Source organism: Thiospirillum jenense, from assembly GCF_014145225.1.
In the GTDB taxonomy this organism is placed as follows: domain Bacteria; phylum Pseudomonadota; class Gammaproteobacteria; order Chromatiales; family Chromatiaceae; genus Thiospirillum; species Thiospirillum jenense.
The window spans coordinates 18,550-45,169 of the sequence record NZ_JABVCQ010000006.1; the positions used below are offsets into that span (position 1 = coordinate 18,550).

Genomic DNA, 26,620 nt, shown 5'->3' on the forward strand with positions numbered 1-26,620 from the left:
TTTTTTAATAACCATTTGATTTAATAAACATTTAATACAAAAAAATAAGTGTAAAAAAACCTGACAGTTTCATAGCGATTTTTATTTCGTTACTGATGAGGTTTATAGCATTTAATCAATAATGACATACTGTTTTTAATTGCCAACCGCTTGATTATAAAACAAATCATCACGCACCGCGTTTAAATTAACACCCCCTGTCATTTTCTACCAGGTTTGCTAAATCAATCACGGTTGCCTGGCAACGAAATTGCTTATACTTTATCCCGTGCCGGATCAACCACCGTCACCCAACGTAATCAATTATCAACCAAGCTGAGAAAACCATTATGAACACACCGCCCAGACCAATTCAATTCACCGCGGCCAGTACGCTATTATTAGCAACCAGCAGCACGGCATTTGCCAATCCAATCGAACTCAATTGGTTTTATACGCTCCCCAATTCAATTTTAAGCGCCATGATTGTGCTGCTATCCATTAGCCTAATTTGGATGGGGTTAATCACCTATCGTCGCCGGCGCCCCGCCAAAATCAATAACCGCCGCGCTGGTTATTACGCCACCATGACCGGCAGTTTATTAGGCGTTTTAATTGCCATCACCGCCGCCGATCCCTGGAATGCGTATATCACACAGCAATTGATGCAATTACCCGCCACGGCCGCCGCGCCGGAAACGCCCCCCGGTCAAGCGCGGCGGTTATTTGATGATCCCGATGACCAATATCGCAATCAACCGCCCCGTTCAGAGCGGGCGTTAATTGCATTAGCGGAGCGCCATGTCGGGATTGATCCGAATGCGTTGAATGAAGATATGCTGGAATTAGAATTAGCCGATGATTTAAGCGTCACCGCTGTGCGAATTAAAACCGAGCAAATGCAAGGCGGCACCGCGTGGATTGGACAAATTGATGGCGATGACGGCAGCCAAGTCATTCTCGCCAGTAAAGGACGCACCCTAGCCGGTACGGTATTAACGCAAGGGCGGTTATTTGAAATCGTTTATGTGAATGGCAAAACGCACGCGGTGCGGGAATTAGATCAAAGTCAATTGCCACAGGATGATCCCGAAGCACCTGTTCCAGAAGTAGATGGTGATATTGCCACTGACGGCACCAGCACCACGATCACCACTACTTCAGCGCCCGCTGGCACCAAACAAATGATTGATTTAATGGTGGTGTATTCACCGCAAGCCGTGAGCAAAATGGGGACTGAAGATGCACTAAAAAGTACCATTACTGCGGCAATTGCGGCGGCGAATACCGCCTATGATAATAGCCAAATTAACGTGGCATTAAACCCGGTGTATTATGGACAGGTGAATTATACCGAACCCGCCACAATGCCAACTGCACTCACGCAATTACAATCAAAAACGGATGGAATCATTGATGATATTCATGCGTTACGCGATCAATATTCCGCCGATTTAGTCGTATTGGTAGATACCAATACCGATTATTGCGGCTATGGTTATATTATGAATTCTAGCTATACATCATCAGCATTTGCCCCCTATGCGTTTGCCGTCGTGAATTATAGTTGTTTAAGTCTTAATTCCCTAGCGCATGAAATTGGCCATTTACAAGGCAATCAACACAATACCGAAAGCACCACCAGTACCGGCGCCTATAGTTATTCTTATGGCTATCGTGTGTGCGGAATATTCCGCGACATCATGTCTTATGATTGCCCAACACCGAATACGGGTACGCCGCGTGTTCTGCACTTTTCTAATCCAAATGTGACTTATCAGGGTTTAGCAACTGGCTCTAGCACCGCTAATGCCGCACAAACGATTAATAATACCGCTGCGATTGTCGCTAATTTCCGTGTGCCATTGACTACGCCGCCCAATGCGCCGACTAATTTGCTCGCCACAGCCAATACTACGAATAACTCTATTAGCCTAAACTGGAGTGATAATGCGGCAACCGAAACCGGCTATAAGGTGCAGAGTTCATTAGACGGTAGCAATTGGACTGACATTGCTACCTTGAATAGCAATGCCACCAGCTATACCGATAGCAATCTAATATCCGGCATGAGTTATTCTTATCGCGTCTATGCGTATAATGGCATTGGTAATTCGGCGTTCTCTAATACTGTCACGCAGTCATTAAGCGCACCACAAGCCGATACGAGCGCGCCAACTGTCACGGTCAATGGCATCACCAATGGCGGAACAGTGTCGGGGAATAGTTTAACGATTAGCGCGACCGCGAGTGATAATATTGGTGTGACGAGTATGAAACTCTACATTGATAATAGCCTAAAATCTTCCAGCAGCTCAGGTACGCTCAGCTATAACTGGAACATTAAAAAACTGTCCAGCGGCAGCCACACCGTGCGCGTTGATGCCACAGATGCAGCAAATAATCTCGGTACAATATCTGTGTCAGTAACGAAATAAACCATCGTTGTATTACCTATATGTTAATAACATGCAGGGACTGATAACCATAGGTGAGGTTGCTGAAACGGCCTCGCCTTTTCTGTTTCCATCGCTTAAAAAACTTGGCATACTGCCAAGCTAAACATTTGTCATCTCCGCTAATGACAAATAACTGCTATTATTCAATTGATGCACATCACGGGTGCTAGTTTTATTAATAGGATTATTTAGTATGTCACTATCCAAGCAACTCACCACTTTGATTTTTATTTTATTTATACTCATTTTTAGCGGTAATTTTACTATTAGCTTGCAACAGTTCCGTGATTATTTAGAAATAGAAACGCACAGCCATGCACAGGACACGGCAACATCTTTGGGACTATCACTGACTCCGCACCTTAAAAATACCAACGACCCTATTATTAAAACAATGATAAAAGCGATTTACGATATGGGGTACTATAAAGAAATCAAATTGACCGACATTAATGGTACAACTTTAGTTATATTCAGTACAAATCAAGTATTTGAAGAGATTCCAAGTTGGTTTATCCACTGGATACCAATGGAGGCATCAATGGCAATGAGCGAAATCAGTTTTGGTTGGAACACTGCCGCAATTTTATATGTCACCATTAATCCCAGCTATGCCCAACTCAAATTGTATCAACAAGCTCAGGCTTCTTTTTATTACTCATTAGTCGCATTATTTATTTCAACGTTGTTATTATTTGCCGTACTAAGTCTAACCTTAAAACCCCTCAAAAATATTAGCGTTTTAGCACAAATGATTGGCTCAGGCCACTTCGCCCGCATTAATCCTTTACCCTGGACAAGTGAAGTACGCCATGTCGCCAAATCCATGAATTTCATGGCAGGAAAAATCGAATCAATGATAGAAAATCTTCACCGCAAATTAGAATCACTCAGCACATATTTGCTGTGCGATGAACTTACCGGTTTATATAAACAAGGCACTTTTGAAACCGATATAAAACAGTTGTTTATAAAAAATGGCAATGGGTATGTTTTTGCCATTAAACTCAATTGTTTGGCTGACTTGATGAAAATGCAAGGAGCGGCAATCACAGATAACTTTTTGAAACAATTTGCAGCAGTTCTCATGCAATCACCCACGAAACATAAGTTTAATACGAAGGCTTATCGTTTTTATGGTTCTGAATTTATTTTATTAATGAAAAATGCCGCGGCCGCAGAAGCAGAACAGTTAGCGCAAACCTTGCAAAAAAAATTAGTCAAGCTGGCTGAACAACACCAACAACAAAACATTGCATATATTGGCATTGCCCCTTTTAATCCATTTGGCACAACTAGTGGTATTTTAACCGCTGCAATTGACGCGCGGGAACAAGCCAGTTTAATTGGTGCTAATGCTTATTATTTACGCACCGATATCCATGATGGTAAGGGATTAGAAGAATGGCAAGAATTAGTGTCAATAAACATTGATCAGCATTGCTATCGAATAGCATATATTAACCAAGTGTATGATTTTGAAAAAAAACATTTGTTGCTAGAAGAAGCCAGCACCCAAGCAATAGATCATCATGGAAATATCGTTCCTATTGGTGTTTTCGTTGCTATGGCCGAAAAATTTGAACGTATTGTTGAACTTGATAAAGGTGTCACAATACAGGTCGTCAATCATTTAACAACAACTGCTTGTGCACACGGTATTGTGATTAATTTATCGCTAATCACATTAAAGAATGCTGATTTCCGTTTATGGCTCATTGAATTTCTAAAACATCACCATTTGTTAGCCAAACAACTTATTTTTAGTATCACGGCCTATACCGCTGCCCAAGATTTATCTTTAGTTAAAAATTTTATTGATTTCATTCATCAGCATGGTGCTAGTGCATTACTCAAACGCTATGAGGTGCAGTTTATTCCAATTGAAGTGGTTAAATCACTTCGACCTGATTATATTCGATTAGCTAAAAATTTAACGACAGACATCGCTAAAGATTATGGAAAACATACAATTGTAGAAAGTATGAAGGAAGTTGGTGATTTGCTCGATATTATGATTATCACTGAAACGGTTCAGGATGCTGATGACCTTGCTGTTATTCAGGCAATTGGATTATCTGGTGTCAGCCATTAATCAAGTCGATTCTGATTTAGCCGAGTCAAAAATTAATCACATTATGCACGATGAACGTTTAGCGCAAACTGCACTCTATCTGTTTGCTTTTTCCCTATTTTTAATACCGATTGGCGTAGAAATTAGTCTAGCGTTGTTATGGTTAAATTTCTTTTTCAATCCGCCAAAAAAACAGTTTTTTATACAAATGCCAGTTCTCAGTGCTGGGATATTTAGCGCCTATTGTCTATTACAATTTTTAGTGTGTATTGGGTTAGAGGGTGGGGGCAGTTTAACCACTTGGTATGCAACCTTAATAAATTGGATAGCACTAATCAGTTTTATTCCATTAGCGTGGGCGCTCAACGGTGATACGTTGCGAATGATGCGATTATTGTTCCTAGCATCATTCAGTTTGATATTAAACATGCTTTTAAGACTTAATTGGCCATTATTGTTAAGCAGTCCAATTGAGTATATTCAAGCCGGCGACGGTTTTGGGGTTGTTGCTATTGCCTTCGGTTTATACAGCGCCAGTGTCATACTTGGTTTTATTTTAGTTGGCTATCAACGTATCACCACACAATATTCACATTGGAGTATAAGAATCATCACGGTATCAGTGATGATTTTTTTAATACAAGGACTGTTGCTAACCCAATCACATGCTGCTTGGTTGGCCTTTTTAATTGCATTGTTTGTTAGTTGGTTACTTAGCCGCCACAATAAATCTACGAACAAAAAACGCGCTCGTACACAGTGGATTATTTTAGTGGCAATTGCTGTTTTATTAACAATTAATGCCAGGTTAATCGTTCAACGATTAACACACGAAGCGTCAATTGCACAAGCCATCATGACTGGACATGCTACAATTGACAACACTTCTTCACTAGGACTTCGTTGGTATGCACATCAATTCGGTTTAGTGCAATGGCAACAACGCCCCTGGCTGGGTTGGGGTGCGGGTGCCACCCAAACATTAATATTAAACAGCAGTGTCAATCGGCCGGACATTTTAACTGATAATAGACAAGTGTGGCGCCCCTTGCATAATAGTTATTTAGAGCTATTAGTACAACTAGGCGTGATTGGATTAGGTTTGTTTGCAGCGATTATCATGACACTTTTATTGACGCTGTGGAACAGAAAAAACCAAAGCACCCTCCCTGATGATTTAAAAGTATTTTTAATAGTAACGTGGGTGTTATTATTAGTTTGGAGTGCATTTGATTTTCGCGCATTACATCAAGATTGGCGAGCATATTGGAGTTTTCTTGCTGGAATGACACTGGGGGTTTCCCACCGTTGGCGCACGTTAGAAATGCCAATCAATCACGCGCATTGTCGGATTCTTTTAATACGTCTCAGTGCTATTGGTGACATCGTATTTGCCACACCGCTAATTACAAGTTTGCGGCGTGCTTATCCCCAAGCGTATTTAGCATGGCTCGTACAGCCAGAGTATGCGAGTTTATTAAAAAATCATCCAGACCTGAATGCAGTTATTATTTGGCCCTATCCAGAATTGCGTGATCTAGCCAAACGTGGAGACATCAAAAAAATATTATCAATAGTTGGTGATTTAAAGAAAAAACTACATGATAGTCGCTTTGATTTGGCAATTGATTTACAAGGTTTAATTAAAAGCGGATTGCCAACATGGCTGTCTGGCGCCAACACCCGTATCAGCTTAGGCGGAAAAGAAGGTAGCAGTTTATTAATGACTCATGTCTTGCCACGTTTCAGTACAATCAATAAAATCAGTTCTGAATATCAATACCTTGCACAATCACTTAAATTACCAAATCAACCTTTTTTAATGTCATTGCATATAGATGATGTAGCACGAAAAAAGGCGATTACATTAATTAAAACAGCCGGATTAACCGCGCCAAATTATATCGTGTGTTGCCCATTCACAACCCGCCCACAAAAGCACTGGCCAGAAGAACATTGGGCGCACTTAATTGATCGCTGTTCCCACAAAGTACCAATCATTCTACTGGGTGCTATGGCAGATCAATTGGCAGCAACACGCATCCTGTCATTTACGCATCAGCATAGCAAGTTGTATAATCTCGTCGGTCAAACTGATTTGTTAACTGCGGCCGCGGTTATTACTGAAGCACGAGCAGTAATTGGTGTTGACACTGGACTCAGTCATATTAGCGTTGCATTAAATCGTCCAACAATACTTTTATTTGGTGCAACCTGCCCTTATTTAGAAACTGAATATGCTCAAGTACGCATACTTTATCAATCCCGTGCATGTTCGCCATGCCGAAGACATCCAATCTGTGCAAATCATTTTACTTGTATGCGTGAATTATCCGTTAATCACGTTATGTCGGCATTAACGGAATTAAACATTGTGCAACATTTAAACTAAACAAGCGCAAAATTGCTGTGGTAAAACATCATGGACATCACTCCGTATTTGAAATTGATGAGTCAAAAACGTGCTTCAGATTTATTTTTTTCTGCTGGTACACCAGTTAGAATTAAAATAGACGGTGTTTTACAAGCCGTTGGCAATACCATTTTTGATGACAACATGTGTCGTGCCGCAGTGCATTCTATTTTAACCCCAGAACAACGTGAAACCTTTACGATAAAACGCGAGCTTGATCTTGGAATTGGTTTAGAAAACTATGGACGGTTTCGTATTAATGCGTTTCACCAGCGTGGCACGGCGGCAATGGTTATTCGGTATCTTAGCAGTGTCATTCCAAACATAGATGACTTGAAATTACCGCAAATTTTAAAACAAATTGTCATGCACAAACGTGGAATTGTATTAATGGTTGGAGCGACCGGTTCAGGCAAATCCACTACGCTGGCGGCGATGATTGACCACCGTAATAGTAATGCAGCTGGGCATATTTTGACAATTGAAGACCCAATTGAATATTTGCATCCGCATAAACGAGCTTTAATCAACCAACGTGAATTAGGTATTGATACACTTGATTATGCTGCAGCATTAAAAAGTTCGTTGCGTGAAGCGCCAGATGTGATTTTAATTGGTGAAATTCGCACACGGGAAACGATGGAAGCAACTATTGAGTTATCTGGAACAGGGCATTTGGCGATTTCAACGTTACATGCAAATAATGCCTATCAAGCAATGGAACGTATTATTAACATGTTCCCCCAAGAATTACATAAAACTTTATTTATGGATTTATCATTAAATATGCGTGCCATCATTTCGCAACGATTAGTGCGTTCAGCGGATGGGCATCGTGTCGCTGCAATTGAAATTTTAATCAACACTCCGCACATTTCTGACCTTATTCGAGATGGGCGTGTTGATGAAATTCGAGAAGCAATGGCTGACAGCAACGAACCCGGGATGGTGACATTTGACAGTGCTTTATTATCGCTATACCGCGAAGGAAAAATTGTGCTTGATGAATGCCTAGCGAATGCTGATTCAGCTGCTAATTTAGAAGCGCGAATTAATTTTGGTTAAGCCAATTGTTTATCTCTATTTAATTCGGATACACCAATTAATGAATAGATAACTGGCACTAATAATAAACTGACTAAAACAGAAAAACTAAGCCCCGCTACAATTGTTACTGCTAATGGTTTAAGCAATTCCGCCCCATCACTATTTGCTAATGCTAACGGCAACATGCCTATGACGGTTGTGAGTGTTGTCATTAAAATTGGACGAAGACGAAGACGTGCAGCAGTGAAAATTGCTTGATATTTTTCTTCGCCATCTTGGCGCCGCTGTTCGATAAATTCAACTAATAAAATTGCATTATTCACAACGATCCCAACTAGCAGAATCACCCCTAACCAAACTGGGAGCGACAATGATAAAGTAGTCAAATTCAAGCCGATGACCACGCCGATTAAACAAAAAGGGACAGACAATAAAATAACTAAAGGATTGCGTAGCGATTCATACTGTACTGCCATTGCGGTAAAGACAAGAAACAATGCAAGTGCAATTAAAATTCCACCAAGATTATATCCTTGTTTTAACAGTTCTAAACCACTATCTTCGTAAATGGCATAGCCGCTCGGTAATGAGATATTAGCGATTGCAGCGAATGATTTTTTTATAGCTTCATCTAAAACCAATTCATCTCCAAATGCCGCTGTTATATCAATAACCCGACTTTGCCGATCATGTAAAATAGTGGCTGGCAATGATTTAATTTCCACCGTCGCAACGTCACCAATACGAATTGGTAGTTTTGAGTCATCAACCAACAATAAAATTGATTCAATCTCTGCTGGTGTTGCAATCGTAGCATGATCTAATTTAACCCGTATTGCAATCCGCCGATTACCATCAAATAATTCCGTCACAACCTGACCCGCAAAAGCAAATTGCAACGCCTTGCCAATTGTTTGCACATCTAAGCCATAATTTGCGGTACGCATACGATCAGGTTGAATAACTATTTCAAGCGCCTGCTCTTCACTAGAATGTCGCACATCGCGCAATCCTGATACGGTTTTTAATTGCGTTATCATACGATCTGCTAGGTTATTTAAAATTGTTAAATCTGCACCGGTGATGCGTAATTTCAATTCATCATCATCCTGACCAAGCCGAATACCACGAATCCCCGCCGTGTTGACTGTCACCTTTAATCCTGCAATTTTTTCTTGACGTATTAAACGTCTTATTTGCTCATTCCATTGTCGAGTATTCATTTGTCGCTGTGAACGAGGTTTTAATTGCACTTGTATCGTTGCACGATTAGCATTTTCAAAGTTGATCCGCCCGAATACTGATCCACCAACGGTGGTAAATACCGTCATCACATCTGATTGTTTTATCACAATCGCTTCGATTTGACGTGTTAATTGATCCATGTAGTCTAAACGGATGCCAGTATCGGCCGTTAAGTTGATGCGCACTGAACCATTGTCTAATTCTGGTAAAAATTCCTGCTGCCGATCAAATAAATTTGGAATAGCGACTACTAAACTGACTGTAAATAAAATGATAATTAACCAGCGCTGGTGTAATAAATAATTTAGAATTTTTGCATAACCAAATGCCAATGTTATGATGAATTGGTTAATCTGAAGCCGCAAGTTTGCGTCGCACTTCAGTGGTACTCTTGCAGCTAATGTCGGTACTAATGTAATTGCAACAACCAATGATGCGATGATTGCGGATGAAATAGTAAAAATGAGTTCTTGAAATAATAAACCAATTAAACCACCAATAAATAAAAAGGGAACGACGGCAGCCAGATTAGTCAAGGTGGATGCAACCACGGCACCAATTACTTCATTTACTGCGTGACTAATATTATGCAATTTTCCATGCCCATCACGCTGGTGACGGTCAATATTTTCCAACATTAAAATGGTATTATCAACAAGCATCCCAACACCCAAAGCCAAGCCGCCCAATGTCATTAAATTAAAGGTTAAATTGAATACAGCCATAAAGATAAAGGTTACAAACACCGCAATTGGAATAGCACTTCCGATAATTAAGGTACGGCGTAAATCACCTAAAAACAAATAGACAACTATCATAGCTAATAAAGCACCGCTCACAACTGCATTGGTAGCATTTTGTAGTGCATATCGGATATATTGTGCTTGGTCTTCTACTTTGGTGACACGCAAACCATGCGGTATCAGGCCTTGTTGAGTGAGCTTATTTAGTTCTTTATCAACCATTTCTACAACACTCACCGTATTAGCGTCTGGTTGTTTTTGAATAGACAACTTCACGCCGGGGCTTGTATTCAAACGAATACGCAATCGTTCTTCAGCAGTGCCATCAATGACATGGGCAAGTTCGCTAACTTTAGGTAAAATCACTGCCGCTTCGTTTGTCCTAATTGGCACAGGTAATTCGGCAATGTCAGTAGCGGTTGTTAAATATCCAGAAGTGCGCCCGCCTATTTCACCATCTGACCATTGCAAACGTCCTGTGCTTATCTCATAGTTAGCTTGTGAAATAACAGCGGCAAATGCGGCCACGTTTAATCCAACGGCGGCTAATCGAAATGGGTCAACAATAATGTTTATTTCCCGTTCTAAACTACCGCCTACTTCAGCTGCTGCAACACCGGGTAAAGTTAATAATTGGCGACTTAAATTATCATCCACTAACATGCCTAAATCTACTGCATTTTGCAGATAAGAACTGACAATATATTCTGCAACAGGCAATTGAAATGGATCACGTTTAATAATACTTGGCGGATCAATTGTGGTCGGTAAACTACGTTTAGCGCGATCTAGTTTGGCACTCGCATCTCGCAATGCCTGATCAATGTCTGTGCCGTATTGAAATGACAAATCTATGATTGTACGACCTTCGCTTGTTTGCGATTGAACTGCAATAGCGCCTTCTGTAGTGGCTAATTGTTCTTCGAGTGGGCGAGTAACTTCATGTTCCATAATAGTCGCTGCAACATCTGCGTCAATCACGCGCACTCGAATCTCAGGATAAATAATACGCGGTAATAGATCAACATTGAGTCGTGTTAATGCAAATACACCTGTTACCATGACAGCCAGCGTCAACATGACAACACCAATTGGATGATGCAAACACCAATTAATCATTAGAATAATTATTCGCTTTTAAATTGGTCAACATAACATGAATACATTTTTCTTTTCGTTGAAAATCCATCAAGATGCTTTTCAAGCGTATTATACTGGTCAAGCGCGGCGCGTCAGTGTTGTGGCTGAAAACGGCAAACGGTTAGAATTACCAGCACATGTGTTTCGGCCATTTGTTAATCATCAGGGAGTGACTGGTAGATTTAAAGTGACAATTGACGACCAATATCGCTTGATACAATTAGAGCGGGTTTAGTATTGAAATTGATAGAAGAGGTCGTTACAATAGCTGTGACATCTTATTAACAAAGCATTAATTATTAGGAGTCTACCTATGCAACCCTTTACTGCTTTTACTGGTCATATTCTTCCGCTGGATCGCGCTAATGTTGATACGGACGCAATCATTCCGAAACAGTTTTTAAAATCCATTCATCGCACTGGATTTGGACCTTATCTATTTGATGAGTGGCGGTATTTAGATCGGGGTGAGCCGGGGCAGGACTGTAGTCAACGACCTATTAATTCAGATTTTGTATTAAATTGGCCGCGTTATGCAGGTGCGACCATTTTATTAACACGGCATAACTTTGGCTGCGGTTCATCGCGGGAACATGCGCCATGGGCATTAGCAGATTATGGGTTTCGTGTATTATTAGCACCTAGTTTTGCAGATATTTTCTTTCAAAATGCCTTTAAAAATGGATTGCTGCCAATTCGGTTAGATGAACAAACAATTGCTGATTTATTTATTCAAGCGCAAGCTGACACACCCTTGTTAATGCGCGTAGATTTGGAGGCAATGCAATTAGAACCGGTGAGTAGTGCGCCCATTCCATTTACGATTGATCCGTTCCATCGCCATTGTTTACTCAATGGGTTAGACGATATTGGATTAACCTTGCAACACGTTGATGAAATTAGTGCCTACGAACAACGGCGGCGACTTGAAACGCCCTGGTTATTTAATGATCTGGTAGCAGCAAATTAATTCGTTGGGTTTAAGCGGCGGAATAATTCACGCCGTGAAATTTCACGTTGCAATGGACAGTCGCGTTGTGTTTGCGCCAGATTGGTGTCGCGGATTTGAATGACTGCCCCCCATTCATTAAAAACGGCATTGGCATCTGTATAGTCTTCCATGCGCAAACACAAGGGTTGTAATAAATAATGACCTAATTTTACATGATAATTAAGATGCCCCACCTGAGTTTGACCTAACAATGTAAAATTTAATTTTGGACCTAATACAATGTAATCTGCATTAGCGCGTTCAGTTGCACTCCAGTTGGCAGGTAATGTGTTGACGGGGGGTGGTCAGGAAATAATAGACGGGATAACATCCATGGAGTCAATAATAGTAACAGACGCCAGTCTTCAATCCGCCTTAATGCACGTTGTTCAATTGGCAAAGTTAAGTTGAGCAGTGGATCATGTGCCAGAGCATGACTTAATAGTGCAGTGTGTACTGCTAGGACAGTGTCAATTAACGTCTGGTCATCATGGAGCGCATCGGGATAGCGTTGCCATGCAGATATTGAATAAGAATCGCGGCCGTTAGACATGTATAGATATTCTCAATTTTACGCAATGGGTGATTACAAAAGATGCGGCCGCCCCATCAAATAAGATTGGCGCACATCAATTAACGCACGTCCAGCGAGTGCTGTGCGTCCCAATAACATACGGAAACGCATAGTGGCACGATTCGTTAAACTTAATTCAATTGCCCATAATAACGCACCAATCCGCAAATGAGTACGAATGACATACCGCTGTTCGCCATGACCTCCAGAATTAGTAATCATGCGTCGGTCAATTAACGGTGCTATACATTGCACTGAGCGTTCTGGATGCGTTTTTAATGGCTGTACGGCGAAACAAATCAATTGTTTATCGGGCGCAAGAGTAATTAAACCCGCTGCTTCGGCGTGTAATGCTGATGTGTGTGCGCCGCTGTCTAGTTTTGCTTTAATGAGCGGAATATCCAAATCGGGTAGCCCGACCCATTCGCGCCAACCTAGAATAACGGGCGACTGTGGTGATGGTGTTTTAATCCCAAAAATCCAAATAAATTATTATTATAACTGAGCTGATTATAACGATGAACGCAACACTGAATGCATATTTTTCACATGCTTTTTTTGACCGACCAGCATTGGGGTATCCGTTGCGTCTTTATCAATCAGCGTATGATGTAAAATGTGATGCGTACTGGGCAAAGTTGGTTCCGTGCGACGCCGTGGTGGCGATAATGATGTGCGTGATTTAATTGCGGGTGTTGATGAGTCAATTACCGTTGGTTTCATTGGGACGACGGACGGCGATGTTGCTAATAAATGCGGCTGCTCATAGACGGTGCTGATTGGTTGACGAGGCGGCGGCAAAAACAATAGCGCTCTAATCACTGCAATGGTGATAGCACCTATGCCGTCAATTAGTGTCATAGGTGAATTGCCGGTGAGTAATGAGGCAGCTGCAATTAATAAACCAAGTAATGATAAATCGGCACCGGTGTGATTAAAAAATTGCGCAGCGATGTCCGATCCGAGCAATCCTAATCCGCCGCCAATACCATTGGGTAATAACAACGTCGCTGGGAGTGCAGTTGAAAACTGACGGCTGGCGAATGCGGTAAGCGCCAACATACCGAGTAAAAAACCTAACCAGCGTAATAGCATCCACAGTGGTGTAGTTTTATTATCAGCGGTTGATTGGAAAATAAGAATGGCGCTCCAAATCATCATCACGGGAAATAAATAAGCGCAAATGCCAAATAAAAAGAGCATGATGTCAGCACTCCATGCCCCCACCCGCCCACCGATGTTAGCAATGGTGGCATCGCTGCCGACGTGTGACCAGCCAGGATCGTTGGGTGTGTAACTGACGAGTGCCAACAGTAGGTAAACTGCGGCGCCGATGAGCAGCCACAGTGCCGTGTTGCGCACGGTGTGTTCGACGTGATCGTTGAAAGTGCGATATCCAGCGCGGATTGCTTGGCTCATGGGTTCTCCTCCGAATAGTAGATTTATTATAGTCTTATCGGAGAGACTTCGTGTAAATTCTAGTTTAAAATTATGGCATGATACCTGCTTAATAACCAATTAAATTGCGGTCGGGCGATGCTGACCGCCGTTGACAACACATGAGGAGTGGTAATGAGCGCAATTAAACACTGTCGGTTATTGATTTTAGGGTCTGGCCCGGCGGGTTATTCGGCGGCTATTTATGCAGCGCGGGCGAATTTACATCCGGTGTTAATTACCGGCATTGAACAGGGTGGTCAATTGATGACTACGACGGAAGTGGATAATTGGCCGGGTGATCCAAATGGCGTGATGGGCGCAGATTTAATGGATCGTCTGCGCCAACATGCCGAGCGTTTTAATACCGAAATTGTTACTGATCACATTCAAAAAGTGGATTTAACCCAGCGCCCATTTCAATTAACAGGGGATAATACTCTCTATTCGTGTGATGCGTTAATTATTGCCACCGGTGCAAGTGCGCAGTATTTAGGTTTGGAATCAGAACAACGCCTGCGCGGGCGCGGTGTCTCTGCCTGTGCCACCTGTGATGGTTTTTTTTATCGCAATCAGCGGGTGGCGGTGATTGGCGGTGGGAATACCGCAGTTGAGGAGGCGTTGTATTTATCCAATATTGCGGCACAGGTGACGCTAGTTCATCGGCGTTCTTCATTGCGCGCTGAAAAGATTTTACAGCAACATTTATTCGATAAAGCGGCGCTCGGTAAGGTGCAAATCATTTGGGATCATGTCCTAGATGAGGTATTGGGTGATGCCAATGGTGTCACTGGCATACGCATTCGCCATGTCAATGATCAATCCATCCAATCATTAGAATTAGAGGGCGTGTTTATTGCGATTGGCCACCGCCCCAATACCGCTTTGTTCGCCGGACAATTAGAATTAAACAATGGGTATATTCAAGTGCGCAGTGGTACAACTGGTCAAGCAACTGCGACATCAATCCCTGGTATTTTTGCCGCTGGTGATGTAATGGATTCAATCTATCGGCAAGCTATTACCTCAGCGGGTAGTGGTTGTATGGCGGCGCTTGATGCCGAAAAATACCTCGATTCATTGGCATAATAATCCACAATAACAAGACAGCAAAACAGTTTGCTATTGGTTTTAAGCACGTTCAATCTGCCACGCGCAATCGCAAAGCGGCACAATTTTCACAGTTTTTCATGGCAAACTCGATAGCAATAACCGGCTTTTTACCAAAGGTTGATGATTAAAATGACAACATCTCGTATTCGTATTGCATTTATTGGCGGCGGCAATATTGCGCGCAGTTTAATTGCCGGGTTAATTGCAGATGGCCATGAACCCAATGCGCTGTATGTGGTGGAGCCAGATGATACCAAGCGTGGTCAATTGGTCACGCAATTCGGCATTATTGCATTGGAAACCAGTGCCGATGCCGTCACCAGTGTCGAGGTGGTGGCATTATGTGTTAAACCGTTAATTGCACCGGTTATTTGCCGTGAATTCGCGCCGGCATTGCTTGCAACCAATGCGCAGCCCTTGTTTATTTCGGTCATGGCGGGCGTCACTGAGGCGAGTATTGATCGCTGGATCGGGCGTCCCGTTGCATTGGTGCGTGCGATGCCAAATACACCTTCGATGATTCAATCGGGTGCAATTGGCTTACATGCCAATTCGTTAGTGAATCATTATCAGCGCAATTTAGCCGAAGAAATTTTACGCGCTGGGGGATTAACGCGCTGGGTTGAGAATGAAGTGGATATTGATACCGTCACGGCATTATCTGGCAGCGGTCCCGCGTACTTTTTATTATTAATGGAAGCATTAGAACAGGTCGGGATTGCGCACGGTTTAGCCCCGGAAACGGCGCGGTTATTAACCATTCAAACCGCATTAGGCGCGGCGCGCATGGCATTTGAAAGCGATGAATCACCACAGCAATTACGCGCTCGCGTCACATCCCCCGGTGGTACAACAGAGCGGGCAATTGGCGTATTTGAAGCGGGCGGTTTGATGTTATTAGTCAGTGAAGCAGTCACCGCAGCGCGAGTACGAGCGGCAGAATTATCACAAATATTAGCCGAGGTTGATTAATAACATGGGTGCATCTTATTTGCTCAATCCCATCAGTTTTTTAATTAAAACGCTGTTTGGGTTATACATCACATTATTGATCTTGCGCTTCATTTTGCAATGGGTGCGGGCGGATTTTTATAATCCCATTTCGCAGTTCATTGTGCGCTTCACCACCCCCGTTTTACGTCCGGCGCGGCGCATCATTCCCGGCTGGGGCGGTACAGACTTTGCCTCATTAGTGATGGCGTGGGTATTTCAAACTGTTGAATTGATTGTGCTGGCATTGTTATTAGGTGTTAATTACTCTATGCCGCAGATATTCATTCTGTCGCCACTCTGGGCAATCCCCGAGTTACTAGACTTGTTGATTAGCCTGTTCTTATTTGCGTTATTGATTCGGGTTTTACTCAGTTGGCTCAATCCGGATCCGTATAATCCAGCGGTTGGGTTATTGACGCGCTTGACCAATCCGTTATTATTACCGGTGCAGCGACGGGTGCGCCCGATTGCCGGCGTGGATTTGTCACCTATGATCGTAATGATTATGCTAATCTTGCTGGAAATGCTATTATTACCGCCGCTACGGTTTTTCACCGCCAGTCCGTTCTAATGTCAGCACATTAGCAAATAATCATTTAGCCGCTGTCAATTGCCAAACGCCGATGTTTATGATTGCCATCCATCACGCGCCCCGTGCGCTTTACAATTAACAGGTATTGTATTGTGACCCAGCACCGCTCCCAACCTGCATTGCCCAGTGATGATAAACGTTGGAAGATTGTTAATGCGACCATGCGCCGCACCGGCTATGCCGAACATGCGTTAATTGAGGCGCTGCATAGTGTGCAGGATGCGTTTGGTTTTTTAGATGAAACCGCTATGACCTTTGTGGCTGAATCACTCGATTTGCCATTGAGTAAAGTGTATGGCGTTGCCACCTTTTATCATTTATTTACATTAAAACCAAAGGGGCGGCATACTTGCGTGGTGTGTACTGGCACGGCTTGTTATATTAAAGGTTCAACCGCGTTATTAGATGGTGTGCAACAGCAATTTGGCGTGACCACTGGCGGCACCACGCCCGATCAGGCGCTGTCGGTATTAAGTGCGCGCTGCGTTGGTGCCTGTGGATTAGCGCCGGCGGCGGTGATTGATGGGCAGGTGTTGGGTAAATTAGATGCGGACAAGTTATTAGCCAATCTGGCGCAGGTGGTGACGCAATAGTGCTGCGTTGTTCAATTGGGCGGTTAATTTGCGCACATCGCTCAATGCTATTCAACCCCCGTATGCAATTATGCGCATTTATTACGCACCATGATTGCCTTTTTAATTGGGAATTCATTGCATGAACCGCGACGATTTAGACGAACAAGCGCACCGTTATCAATCCGATCATAATGCGGGCATTAATCAAGAAGTGCGCGTCTGCATGGCCGCCAGTTGTCAATCGTCCGGCGCGCTGCCCGTATTTGACGCATTAACGCACGCATTAACTGCCGCCGCCGCACCGACCTGCCGCGTCAAGGGCGTCGGCTGCATGGGATTATGTTCCGCCGGCCCGCTGGTGGCGGTTGCCGCACCTGATGCCGCGCTGAATACCGCAACCTTGTATCGTGACGTGCAGCCCGACGATGCGCCCGCCGTCGTCGCCGCCGCGCTCGGATCAGATAACGTGACAGCAGCGGCTGCGGCTGAATTGGAGACGCGGCGCATCCCCGCTGATTTGCCATTTTTCGCCTATCAACAACGACTTGTGTTGGAACACGCGGGCGTGATTGATCCCGACAGTTTCAGCGGGTACGTCGCGGTCGGCGGTTACGCGGCGCTGGTGCAGGCGTTGACTGAGATGACGCCGGGGCAGGTGATTGCCGCCGTGACCGCGAGTGGGTTGCGCGGGCGCGGCGGCGGCGGCTACCCGACTGGCTTGAAATGGTCAACCGTGGCGAAAATGCCGCCGGGGCAAAAGTACGTTATTTGCAATGCTGACGAGGGCGATCCCGGCGCCTTTATGGATCGGGCGATATTAGAATCTGATCCGCATCGCGTATTAGAAGGCATGGCAATTGCGGCGTATGCCATTGGTGCGAATAAAGGTTTTATTTATGTGCGGGCGGAATATCCATTAGCAGTTGAGCGCCTCAATACCGCAATTCGTAAAGCAAAAAAGGCGGGATTTTTGGGCAATCATTTATTTGAAACCCAATTCAATTTTGATGTGGAATTACGCCTCGGGGCGGGTGCTTTTGTCTGCGGTGAAGAGACGGCGTTAATGGCGTCTATTCAAGGATTGCGCGGTCAACCGCGACCGCGGCCACCTTATCCGGCGGAAGCGGGATTATGGGGACGGCCGACCTTAATTAATAACGTGGAAACCTTTGCGAATATCGCGCCCATTATTGAAAACGGCGGCGAGTGGTTTGCCGCAATTGGCACTGAGCGGTCAAAAGGCACGAAAGTGTTTGCACTCGCCGGCGCCATTACGAATACGGGTTTAATTGAGGTGCCGATGGGGACATCATTGCGCACCATTATTGAAACCATTGGCGGTGGTATTCCCAACGGGCGGGCGTTTAAAGCGGTGCAAACCGGCGGGCCGTCGGGCGGATGTATTCCCGCAGATCATTTAGATGTCGGCGTAGATTATGATAGCTTAAAAACGCTCGGGACTATTATGGGATCGGGCGGGATGATTGTGATGGATGATTCCGCCAGCATGGTGGATGTGGCGCGTTATTTCATGGAGTTTTGCATGTCTGAATCATGCGGTAAATGCGTTCCATGTCGCGCCGGTACTCAACAAATGCACGGTTTATTAGATAAAATTGCGCGGGGACAAGCCAGTCACGCGGATTTGAGTTTACTCGAACAGTTATGCGAAGTGGTGCGCGCTACGAGTTTATGTGGATTAGGTCAAACCGCGCCCAATCCAGTATTAAGCACCCTGCGTTATTTCCGGCATGAATACGAACAGCAATTGCAATTGACGGGCGTTTAATGATGGTTGATGCGCAGTAATCAATTTAGTTTTTAATTAGTTTTTAGGATGTACTACACATGGCTTTAATGAAATGTCCCGAATGCGGCGGTCAAGTTTCCGATCAGGCGCGCAATTGCCCGCATTGCGGTTTTCCAATTGCCGAAGGGGCGACGGGCATTGCTACCACCGCGCCAGCGGCGACCTCGGCAATGAACGCGCCCGCGGCCACCAAACCGACACTTAAATTAGCGCCCCGCGCTCTGTGGCAGCGGGTGTCGTGGTCATTCGTTTTATTTTGGGGCGGCATGATTGTTGGCGTGATGGGCAGCGATGTGATCGGCAACATGCAGGCCGGCGGCGTCACCAGTGACCACCGCACCCTATTTGGCAAGATTGGTTGGGTGATGATTTTTGCCGGCATTGGGTTGTTTTTATACAACGAAATCCGCGATTACCGCCGCAAGCAGGCTGAGGAATTGGAGGCGGAACAGCAGGCAATTGCCGCTGAACAGGCGGCCAATCAGCAGTCCAATTCACCGCCAACCAGTTGATTGACCGCGTATTTATCACGGTCACGTCCACCAGCGCCGCATGAGTTTTTCAGGAGAACAACGCGATGCCCGTTGCCACCTCACCTGCCGTCCGCGTCGTCACACTCAACATTGACGGTCAGGATTTATCAGCGCGTGAAGATGAAACCATCATCGAAGTTTGCCGTGAACACCGCATCCCCATCCCCAGCCTGTGCCATTTAGACGGGCTGACGTTGTGGGGCGGCTGCCGGCTGTGTTTGGTGGAAATGGCCGGACAGGAGCGCTTGTTTGCCGCCTGCTCGACCCGCGTGGCCGAGGGAATGCACATCCTGACCAACACCGAGCGCCTGCGCCGCTACCGCCGCACCATCGTCGAATTGCTGTTCGCCGAACGCAACCACGTCTGCGCGGTGTGCGTGTCGAACGGTCACTGCGAATTGCAAGCGCTGGCGCAGACTTGCGGCGTCACCCACGTCACGGTGCCGTATCGTCACCAGCGGTACGACGTGGACAGTTCGCACGAAATGTTCCGCGTTGACCACAACCGCTGCATTCTCTGCACCCGCTGCGTGCGCGTGTGTGACCAGATCGAAGGGGCGCACACTTGGGATGTCAAGGGGCGCGGCAGCGACTGCCAAGTGATTACCGATCTCGCGCAACCCTGGGGCGAGAGCAGTACCTGCACCAGTTGCGGCAAATGCGTCCAAGTCTGCCCGACCGGCGCGCTGGTGGAACAAGGCACATCAGTCGGCGAAATGGTGAAGGATCGGCGCTTTTTACCGATTTTGGCACGGCGGAGGCAGCCACGATGAGTACGTTGCAACAGAGTACGGACGCAACCCCGCGCAAATTGACCGTCGCCACCGCGTGGCTGGACGGCTGCTCGGGCTGTCACATGTCCTTTTTAGATTTGGATGAACGGCTGCTGGCGCTGGCGGAGTTAATTGACGTGGTTTATAGCCCGTTAGTTGATGCAAAACAATTGCCGGAGCAGGTGGATTTGGGCATTTTAGAAGGCGCGGTCAGTAATGAAAACGATTTGCAACAGGCGCGGTTATTTCGCCAACATTGCAAAGTGTTAATTAGCTTAGGTGATTGCGCGGTGACGGGTAATGTACCGGCCATGCGCAATACTTTTCCATTAAAGGCGGTATTTGAACGGGCGTATTATGAAAACGTCACGCAGCGCCCGGGCGTCATTCCCACCATTGAAGTGCCGGCGTTATTAACGTATGTGCAGCCATTACATGCCGTGGTGCCGGTGGATATTTTCATTCCCGGCTGCCCACCGCGAGCGGATGCGATCTATACAATTTTGGCCGATTTATTAGCCGGCAAAACCCCCGATCCCAACGCCGTCACACGCTTTGGTGCGTAATGAAAACGGGCGCTGGTGAATGGCGGTTGTCTCATGCGTCATTGACCTTTAATAAGGCGGATACCGATCATCCAAATTGGCCGGACACAGCACGTCGCGCATGATGCCAATCAGTTCCAGCAATTGACCATTACGAATGCGGTAATAAATGCGATTGGCTTCTTTGCGCGCCAACACGATATTTTTATTCCGCAATTGTTCTAAATGCTGCGAAATATTGCTTTGCGAGGTGCCGGTGCGCTCGACAATTTCACTCACCGACAATTCCCGATCACCGAGTGAACACAGGATTTTCCAGCGCAACGGATGCGCCATTGCTTTCAGTGCATTCGCCGTTAATACGGTATTCGGGTCCACCGCATCTTCAAAAGAGGTCACTTCTGCCATTATTACTGCTCCGTCCTACTTAATTGTGGTCATTACTGAATCATTGAAATTGGTCGCCGTCATTTTATTGAATTGTACGCAGGCATAGTATTGCATTAAATCAAGTCTAATGGTGGTACACCAATCACATTTTCATTATCATCCGCCACCCGCACATAACCGCTCATATCTTTCGCAATACAAATAATATCGGTAATGTGACCAGCCGCATCAGTGACCGCCGTCCGCGAAAATAAAATCGGCACCCGCCGGCCATTTTGTGCAATAAAACGTGCCTCAATTTTTTCTAATGCACCAGTGCGAATCAATGCTTCCAACCAAATGCCCATAAAGGCGCCCGCCTCAGCATCGCCCTCCTCTTCAAACACATCACCAATCGCCATACCAATTAAATCATTTGCGGCATACCCGAGCATTCGATAAGCGGCGGGATTCGCCAATTTAATTGCCCCCTGCGGCGTTAACACCAATAACGCCTCGCCCATGTAAGTCACAATATTTTCTAAATACTGCCGTGCCTGTTCTAATTCAGCGGTGCGCTCGGCCACCTTGCGTTCTAAGACGCGATTTAATGACCGCTCTTTTTCAATTAACCGAAAATAGGTGCTGATTTTATTGATGAGTAACTCATCATCGAGCGGTTTTAATAAATAATCCACCGCGCCAACGGCATAGCCACGCTGTTGAAACTCCTCTGATTTAAACGCCGCCGTGAGAAAAATAATGGGAATATCGCGGGTGCGCTTGCGGCGTTTTAATAATGACGCGGTTTGAAAGCCGTCCATCTCCGGCATTTGCACATCGAGAATAATCAAATCAATATCATACACTTCGAGCGTGATGTCAATTGCATCACGCCCCGAGGTCGCTTCAAGCACTTGCGCGCCCAAATGTTTTTCAATTAACGTGCGCAAGGTGTACAGATTATGCGTATGATCGTCAACGATCAACACCTTGTAATCAGCCGCTTGAGTCATGGTGTTATTGAATTGATTGCAATCAAAAAAGCGTAAATGACGTTCGTCACACTTGGCAACGACTAGAATTCACGCACCCGTGTGCAGCGCGTGAATAACAAACAATTAACATTGCTCCCAGGGCAAGCCATGATACCGCCAGCCACCACTGGTGCTGCGATGATGTTCGCTATCTAATTCGCCTTCAAACCCTTCGCTAACGTGAAAGACTTGCGTAAAACCTTCATTTAATAATGCGGTGCCGGCCGCTAATGAACGCTTGCCGCTACGGCAAATAAGAATCACCGGTGCGCAATTCGTGTCTAATGCACATTGCGCCCCGCCGAGTAAAACTTTGCGCACCAGAGTCACGAACTCGGGATTGACTACCCAATCAGGTTCATCAATCCAGGGAATATGCACACAGCCACACGGATGCCCAACAAATAGATATTCCATTGTCGAACGAATATCAATTAACACCGCTTGCGGATGTTCGCCCAACATTTGATACGCCTGATGCGGTGTTAATGGCTGTGGCAATTGATTCATGTGAGTGTCCCCTTTGCGTGATAGTGGTCGCGCCTAAAATGGCCGTGTTATTTTTTTTATCAACAATGAACAATCGAGCGAGTTTATTTTTACTGGTTTAACCGCTAAAATCAAGTGTTGCTGCGTTCAGTCACGCAATTCCTTTTTATACCCACCGGATTTGAAAATGTCTTTCAATCAGCGTTTTATTCAATGGCAAGACGAGTTTATTCACCACCTATTGCGTATTTTAGCGCGGCTGCCATTAGCTGTTTTACACCAATGTGGCACGGTGATTGGGTTGCTCATTCATTGGCTGCCGAATCGCCAGCGCCGCAATACGTTAATTAACCTTGCGCTGTGTTTTCCCGAATTATCCGACCGCCAAGTCGTGCAATTGCGCCGCCGCAGTTTAATTGAATTGGGTAAAACCTATTTTGAAATTGCGTATTTATGGCAGCGGCCGGTGGCTGAGGTATTCAATCTCATTCACGAGGTGCGCGGTGGTGAATTATTACACACCAATTCGCCGCACGGGTTAATTGTGTTATCCCCGCATTTAGGCGCGTGGGAATTAGCGGGTTTATATCTAGCCGCGCAACGCCCGACCACGATTTTTTATAAACCGCAACAGCAGTTTGATGCCATGATTCGCCGCGCTCGCCATCGTACCGGGGCAACTTTAGCACCAATTAGCGCGACCGGTATTCGTTTATTAGTCAAGGCGTTAGCGCAGGGTGAGGCGGTTGGGATTTTGCCCGATCAAGCGCCGCGTACCGATAAGGGCGCGGTATTTGCACCGTTTTTTAATGTGCCGGCGTACACGATGTTATTAGTGCAACGCCTCGCGCAACGCACGGGGGCGACGGTGATTTTTTTATTTGCGGAACGATTAAATAGCGCGGCGGGGTATCGGATTCACTGTTTAGCGGCGCCGTCGGCTATTAATCACGCGGACGATCAGGTCGCGGCGGCGGCATTAAATCAGGGAATTGAAAACTGCATTCGCCATTGCCCAGAACAGTATTTGTGGAATTATCGGCGGTTTCGAGAACGCCCGGCGGGTTGGGCAAAACTCTATTCCGGTGCGAATACGAATCAAGCGGCGTTATCAATTGCTAAACAACGCTTGCGGGAATGGCGGTGATGATGAGTGTAATCTGATGTTGCAATGAAACGCGGGGGTTTAGTATTCTATCCACGTCTATTAACACCAATGAGGATTATGTCTTGACTACTCCCGATTTCCAACCCGCGGCCGCGTCTGTGGCAGAACAGTGTCATCAATTGGGGCGGCAATTTGACGACGCGGCGTGGCTAGAATTGTTGATTGCCAGCATTCAAGCGCCGGTGCAGCAGGGCGTGCAGATGCCGTATTTTCCAGATGATGCGCTGCAAATCGGGATGGTGGGGACCGCTGGTGAGCAGCCGTTGCGTGAGGCGGCGCGGTTTTGGCAGCAAATCAAGCATTATTACCAGCAACACGGGGCGCGGGCGCTTGCGGATAGTACGGTGCTGGATTTTGGTAGTGGTTGGGGGCGGTACATGCGATTGTTGTTGAAAGATGTGCCGCCCGAACGGCTGGTTGGCGTTGATGTTGACGCGGATTTTGTGAAACTGTCTCAGGCGCTGTTGCCGGGGGCGCAGTTTCAAGTGGTGCCGCCGTTGCCGCCGTGTGATTTACCCGCGCAGTCTTTCGATCTGATTTATGCGTATTCGGTGTTTTCGCATCTGTCCGAAGCGGCGCATTTGGCGTGGGTTGAGGAATTTGCGCGGCTGTTGCAACCGGGCGGGATGGTGATCGTGACCACTCAACGGCGGGGATTTTTGGATTTCTGTGAATCGTTGCGCCATCAACAAGATTTGGACTCGTTGTGGCATCTTTATTTGTCGCAGTCGTTTCTGGATGTTGAGTTGGCCAAGCAACAGTATGACAACGGCGAATTTTTGTACTCGGCTACCGGTGGCGGCGGCCCACGCGAGGCGTCCTTTTATGGCGAGGCGGTGGTGGCGCCGGGATATGTCCAACGCCATTGGCGGGCGTGGTATGACATCATCACTTTTATTGATGATGAGGCGATTTGTCCGCAGGCGATTATTGTGGCGAAGAAAAAGTAGCCAGCAAATAATCCTGTTTAATCAAGTGAATAAACGCAGTTTTGGCGGGTTTGCCGCCGTCGTGTTGACCTCAATCCGATTGCGTCCATGTTGTTTGGCAAGATAGAGCGCCGCGTCGGCACGCGCCAGCACCGTGTCGGGCGTTAAATCAATCGGTTCTGCGACCGCCATCCCGATGGAGGCGCTAATGGGTGGCAATTCCTGATCCTGATGGCGGATGCACAGCGCAGTCAGGGCTTGGCGCACGGCATCCAATCGGGCGGCGGCAACCGCCAGCGTGGTTTCTGACAAAATGATGGTGATTTCTTCGCCGCCGTAGCGACACACGATGTCTTCGCGGCGCAGCGAATGCTGCAAAAGGTGGCCGACTGCGCGTAGTACGGCATCGCCCGCCTCGTGACCGTAGTGATCGTTGAAATGTTTGAAATGATCTAAATCCAGCATGGCGACAATCAGTGATCCGCCGTTGTGTCGGCAGCGGGTGAATTCTCGCTGCAAACTTTCATTCAGATAACGGCGATTAAATAACCCTGTCAATGGGTCGCGGATGGCATCTTCCCGCAATTGCATTTCCAAATATTGACGCTTGGCAATGTCCTGTTCTAATGCTTTTTGCACCAAACAATAGTCGTGTTCAATGCGCTGCGCATTCATAATGATCTGCCCTAAAACGATCAATAGTGTTGTTCCAATGTTAATTAAAATAAACACGGCTTGACCGGAGGCAGTCATAAAATCGAACTGCGACTTTTCATAAAATCCGGTATAGCCAGCGCGAATCAAGGTTGCGAAAACTAAAAAACTCAATGCCAGCGCCAGAAATTGATCGCCTGATCCAAACCATGCCGGGCGGCGCGTGAATAAAATAAATACCGTCCATGACATGAATGCGCCGGCATAAATACACCACACTAAAATGCGCATTCTGGTATCCGGCACCATGACGGTGAACCACGCAAATAGCGCAATAAATGATAGCAGTGCGGCGATTTCTATCCCGGAATGTGCTGGGCGTTGCTGGTTGCGAAATATGCGTAGTCCGTGTCCAATCAATACGATGTCTGCGAACAATAGGGTATTGGCGAAGATGATAGTGAGCCAGGGTGATAATTGGTCGCGGAATAGAAATAATAGTGAACCCAGCATTCGACATAGGGTGCCAAATGTCCAATACCCGAATCCGAGATAAACACGACGAGTTAGAAAAAGCGTTGCCATGCTTAAAGCGCCCGCCAGTGCCATGACGATGCCGACAATCACCAGTGTTTTTATATCCATCGGGCAATCACCTTGCATCAAGCGGCGTGGGATTTGAATTGGGTATGATCTGCGCTAGTCCTACCAATACTTTATAGTTCTACATAATAGGATTGTTAAAATCAGCGCAATCGCTTGGGGTTCTTACGCTGGAGTGTGGGAATAATCAATTGCCCGCCAGTGCATGATGGTTATGACGCTCAATTCTCAATAAAAACCGCGGCGGGTGATTACCGCAATCAGTTTTTATTCACACAAAAAACCCGCCTAATTCGGCGGGTTTTTATTATCCCCTAAAAAGCGGGTCTCAGTTC

At 45.8% G+C, this 26,620-nt stretch carries 25 protein-coding genes and 1 CRISPR repeat array (1 of these 26 cut by a window edge); of the genes, 16 read left to right on the plus strand and 9 right to left on the minus strand.

Going from position 1 to position 26,620, the window contains the following annotated elements:
• Positions 1 to 329 precede the first annotated feature (329 nt).
• The 4 genes from HUK38_RS03615 to HUK38_RS03630 all read left to right on the plus strand — a co-directional run bounded on the left by HUK38_RS03615 (position 330) and on the right by HUK38_RS03630 (position 7,990).
• Positions 330 to 2,417 carry a M12 family metallo-peptidase gene (locus HUK38_RS03615; protein ID WP_182582566.1) on the plus strand — a complete coding sequence of 696 codons (2,088 nt, stop codon included), beginning with the start codon at positions 330 to 332 and terminating at the stop codon, positions 2,415 to 2,417.
• A gap of 214 nt (positions 2,418 to 2,631) precedes the next feature.
• Positions 2,632 to 4,533 carry a bifunctional diguanylate cyclase/phosphodiesterase gene (locus HUK38_RS03620; RefSeq protein WP_182582568.1) on the plus strand — a complete coding sequence of 634 codons (1,902 nt, stop codon included), beginning with the start codon at positions 2,632 to 2,634 and terminating at the stop codon, positions 4,531 to 4,533.
• Positions 4,520 to 6,904 (plus strand): glycosyltransferase family 9 protein, encoded by a 2,385-nt coding sequence (locus HUK38_RS03625; protein WP_182582570.1) that lies wholly within the window; start codon positions 4,520 to 4,522, stop codon positions 6,902 to 6,904. The genes HUK38_RS03620 and HUK38_RS03625 overlap by 14 nt, the downstream gene beginning before the upstream one ends.
• A gap of 30 nt (positions 6,905 to 6,934) precedes the next feature.
• Positions 6,935 to 7,990, plus strand: coding sequence for a PilT/PilU family type 4a pilus ATPase (locus HUK38_RS03630; protein WP_182582572.1), 1,056 nt, complete (start codon positions 6,935 to 6,937; stop codon positions 7,988 to 7,990).
• On the opposite strand, the gene HUK38_RS03635 is transcribed toward HUK38_RS03630, so the two are convergent.
• Positions 7,987 to 11,079: an efflux RND transporter permease subunit gene (locus HUK38_RS03635; protein ID WP_194374835.1), complete on the minus strand. Its 3,093-nt coding sequence runs from the start codon at positions 11,077 to 11,079 to the stop codon at positions 7,987 to 7,989. The two genes, HUK38_RS03630 and HUK38_RS03635, sit on opposite strands and share 4 nt — an antisense overlap.
• A 37-nt stretch (positions 11,080 to 11,116) precedes the next feature.
• Here HUK38_RS03635 and HUK38_RS03640 point away from each other — a divergent pair, with 37 nt between their 5' ends.
• Positions 11,117 to 11,335, plus strand: a complete 219-nt coding sequence (locus HUK38_RS03640; protein ID WP_182582574.1) for a DUF2835 family protein — start codon at positions 11,117 to 11,119, stop codon at positions 11,333 to 11,335.
• Positions 11,336 to 11,413: 78 nt separating this feature from the next.
• Positions 11,414 to 12,070: a 3-isopropylmalate dehydratase small subunit gene (leuD, locus tag HUK38_RS03645; RefSeq protein ID WP_182582576.1), complete on the plus strand. Its 657-nt coding sequence runs from the start codon at positions 11,414 to 11,416 to the stop codon at positions 12,068 to 12,070.
• Here leuD and HUK38_RS15035 read toward each other — a convergent pair.
• From HUK38_RS15035 to HUK38_RS03660, 4 genes are read right to left on the minus strand one after another with little or no spacing between them, the layout of a single operon-like run.
• Positions 12,067 to 12,285 (minus strand): hypothetical protein, encoded by a 219-nt coding sequence (locus HUK38_RS15035; RefSeq protein ID WP_420825161.1) that lies wholly within the window; start codon positions 12,283 to 12,285, stop codon positions 12,067 to 12,069. The genes leuD and HUK38_RS15035 overlap by 4 nt on opposite strands.
• A 38-nt stretch (positions 12,286 to 12,323) precedes the next feature.
• Positions 12,324 to 12,644 (minus strand): [NiFe]-hydrogenase assembly chaperone HybE, encoded by a 321-nt coding sequence (hybE, locus tag HUK38_RS15040; RefSeq protein WP_238787434.1) that lies wholly within the window; start codon positions 12,642 to 12,644, stop codon positions 12,324 to 12,326.
• A gap of 33 nt (positions 12,645 to 12,677) precedes the next feature.
• A complete protein-coding gene (locus tag HUK38_RS03655; RefSeq protein WP_338065357.1) occupies positions 12,678 to 13,151 on the minus strand; it encodes an ATP-dependent zinc protease family protein in 474 nt (157 codons plus the stop codon).
• A 24-nt stretch (positions 13,152 to 13,175) separates the two neighbouring features.
• The gene (locus tag HUK38_RS03660) at positions 13,176 to 14,084 is read right to left on the minus strand and encodes a DNA translocase FtsK 4TM domain-containing protein (RefSeq protein WP_182582578.1); all 909 of its coding nucleotides are present in this window, start codon (positions 14,082 to 14,084) and stop codon (positions 13,176 to 13,178) included.
• A gap of 153 nt (positions 14,085 to 14,237) precedes the next feature.
• Here HUK38_RS03660 and trxB point away from each other — a divergent pair, with 153 nt between their 5' ends.
• From trxB to HUK38_RS03700, 8 genes are all read left to right on the plus strand, one after another.
• Positions 14,238 to 15,191 (plus strand): thioredoxin-disulfide reductase, encoded by a 954-nt coding sequence (trxB, locus tag HUK38_RS03665; RefSeq protein WP_182582580.1) that lies wholly within the window; start codon positions 14,238 to 14,240, stop codon positions 15,189 to 15,191.
• Between the two features lie 153 nt (positions 15,192 to 15,344).
• Positions 15,345 to 16,187, plus strand: coding sequence for a pyrroline-5-carboxylate reductase (proC, locus tag HUK38_RS03670; protein ID WP_182582582.1), 843 nt, complete (start codon positions 15,345 to 15,347; stop codon positions 16,185 to 16,187).
• A 4-nt stretch (positions 16,188 to 16,191) separates the two neighbouring features.
• A complete protein-coding gene (locus tag HUK38_RS03675) occupies positions 16,192 to 16,779 on the plus strand; it encodes a YggT family protein (RefSeq protein WP_182582584.1) in 588 nt (195 codons plus the stop codon).
• Between the two features lie 113 nt (positions 16,780 to 16,892).
• Positions 16,893 to 17,393: a bidirectional hydrogenase complex protein HoxE gene (hoxE, locus tag HUK38_RS03680; protein WP_182582586.1), complete on the plus strand. Its 501-nt coding sequence runs from the start codon at positions 16,893 to 16,895 to the stop codon at positions 17,391 to 17,393.
• Between the two features lie 121 nt (positions 17,394 to 17,514).
• Positions 17,515 to 19,164, plus strand: coding sequence for a NuoF family protein (locus tag HUK38_RS03685; RefSeq protein WP_182582588.1), 1,650 nt, complete (start codon positions 17,515 to 17,517; stop codon positions 19,162 to 19,164).
• A gap of 59 nt (positions 19,165 to 19,223) precedes the next feature.
• Positions 19,224 to 19,697 (plus strand): zinc ribbon domain-containing protein, encoded by a 474-nt coding sequence (locus HUK38_RS03690; protein WP_182582590.1) that lies wholly within the window; start codon positions 19,224 to 19,226, stop codon positions 19,695 to 19,697.
• 65 nt (positions 19,698 to 19,762) lie between these two features.
• Positions 19,763 to 20,491, plus strand: a complete 729-nt coding sequence (gene hoxU / locus HUK38_RS03695; RefSeq protein WP_182582592.1) for a bidirectional hydrogenase complex protein HoxU — start codon at positions 19,763 to 19,765, stop codon at positions 20,489 to 20,491.
• Positions 20,488 to 21,057 (plus strand): NADH-quinone oxidoreductase subunit B family protein, encoded by a 570-nt coding sequence (locus HUK38_RS03700; protein ID WP_182582594.1) that lies wholly within the window; start codon positions 20,488 to 20,490, stop codon positions 21,055 to 21,057. The genes hoxU and HUK38_RS03700 overlap by 4 nt, the downstream gene beginning before the upstream one ends.
• 48 nt (positions 21,058 to 21,105) lie before the next feature.
• Here HUK38_RS03700 and HUK38_RS03705 read toward each other — a convergent pair whose 3' ends face one another.
• From HUK38_RS03705 to HUK38_RS03715, 3 genes are all read right to left on the minus strand, one after another.
• Positions 21,106 to 21,444 (minus strand): ArsR/SmtB family transcription factor, encoded by a 339-nt coding sequence (locus HUK38_RS03705; protein WP_182582596.1) that lies wholly within the window; start codon positions 21,442 to 21,444, stop codon positions 21,106 to 21,108.
• A gap of 95 nt (positions 21,445 to 21,539) precedes the next feature.
• Positions 21,540 to 22,421, minus strand: a complete 882-nt coding sequence (locus tag HUK38_RS03710) for a response regulator (RefSeq protein ID WP_182582598.1) — start codon at positions 22,419 to 22,421, stop codon at positions 21,540 to 21,542.
• Between the two features lie 105 nt (positions 22,422 to 22,526).
• Positions 22,527 to 22,952, minus strand: coding sequence for a rhodanese-like domain-containing protein (locus tag HUK38_RS03715; protein ID WP_182582600.1), 426 nt, complete (start codon positions 22,950 to 22,952; stop codon positions 22,527 to 22,529).
• A 166-nt stretch (positions 22,953 to 23,118) separates the two neighbouring features.
• Between HUK38_RS03715 and HUK38_RS03720 the strand changes: the two genes are divergently transcribed.
• Both HUK38_RS03720 and HUK38_RS03725 read left to right on the plus strand, forming a co-directional pair.
• Positions 23,119 to 24,078: a lysophospholipid acyltransferase family protein gene (locus HUK38_RS03720; protein WP_182582602.1), complete on the plus strand. Its 960-nt coding sequence runs from the start codon at positions 23,119 to 23,121 to the stop codon at positions 24,076 to 24,078.
• 83 nt (positions 24,079 to 24,161) lie between these two features.
• Positions 24,162 to 25,049 carry a class I SAM-dependent methyltransferase gene (locus HUK38_RS03725; RefSeq protein WP_182582604.1) on the plus strand — a complete coding sequence of 296 codons (888 nt, stop codon included), beginning with the start codon at positions 24,162 to 24,164 and terminating at the stop codon, positions 25,047 to 25,049.
• A 21-nt stretch (positions 25,050 to 25,070) separates the two neighbouring features.
• Here the strand turns inward: HUK38_RS03725 and HUK38_RS03730 are convergent, their stop codons facing one another.
• Positions 25,071 to 26,327, minus strand: coding sequence for a GGDEF domain-containing protein (locus HUK38_RS03730; RefSeq protein WP_182582606.1), 1,257 nt, complete (start codon positions 26,325 to 26,327; stop codon positions 25,071 to 25,073).
• A gap of 261 nt (positions 26,328 to 26,588) precedes the next feature.
• Positions 26,589 to 26,620: direct repeats of the CRISPR family, unit length 36 nt (it continues 489 nt past the right edge of the window).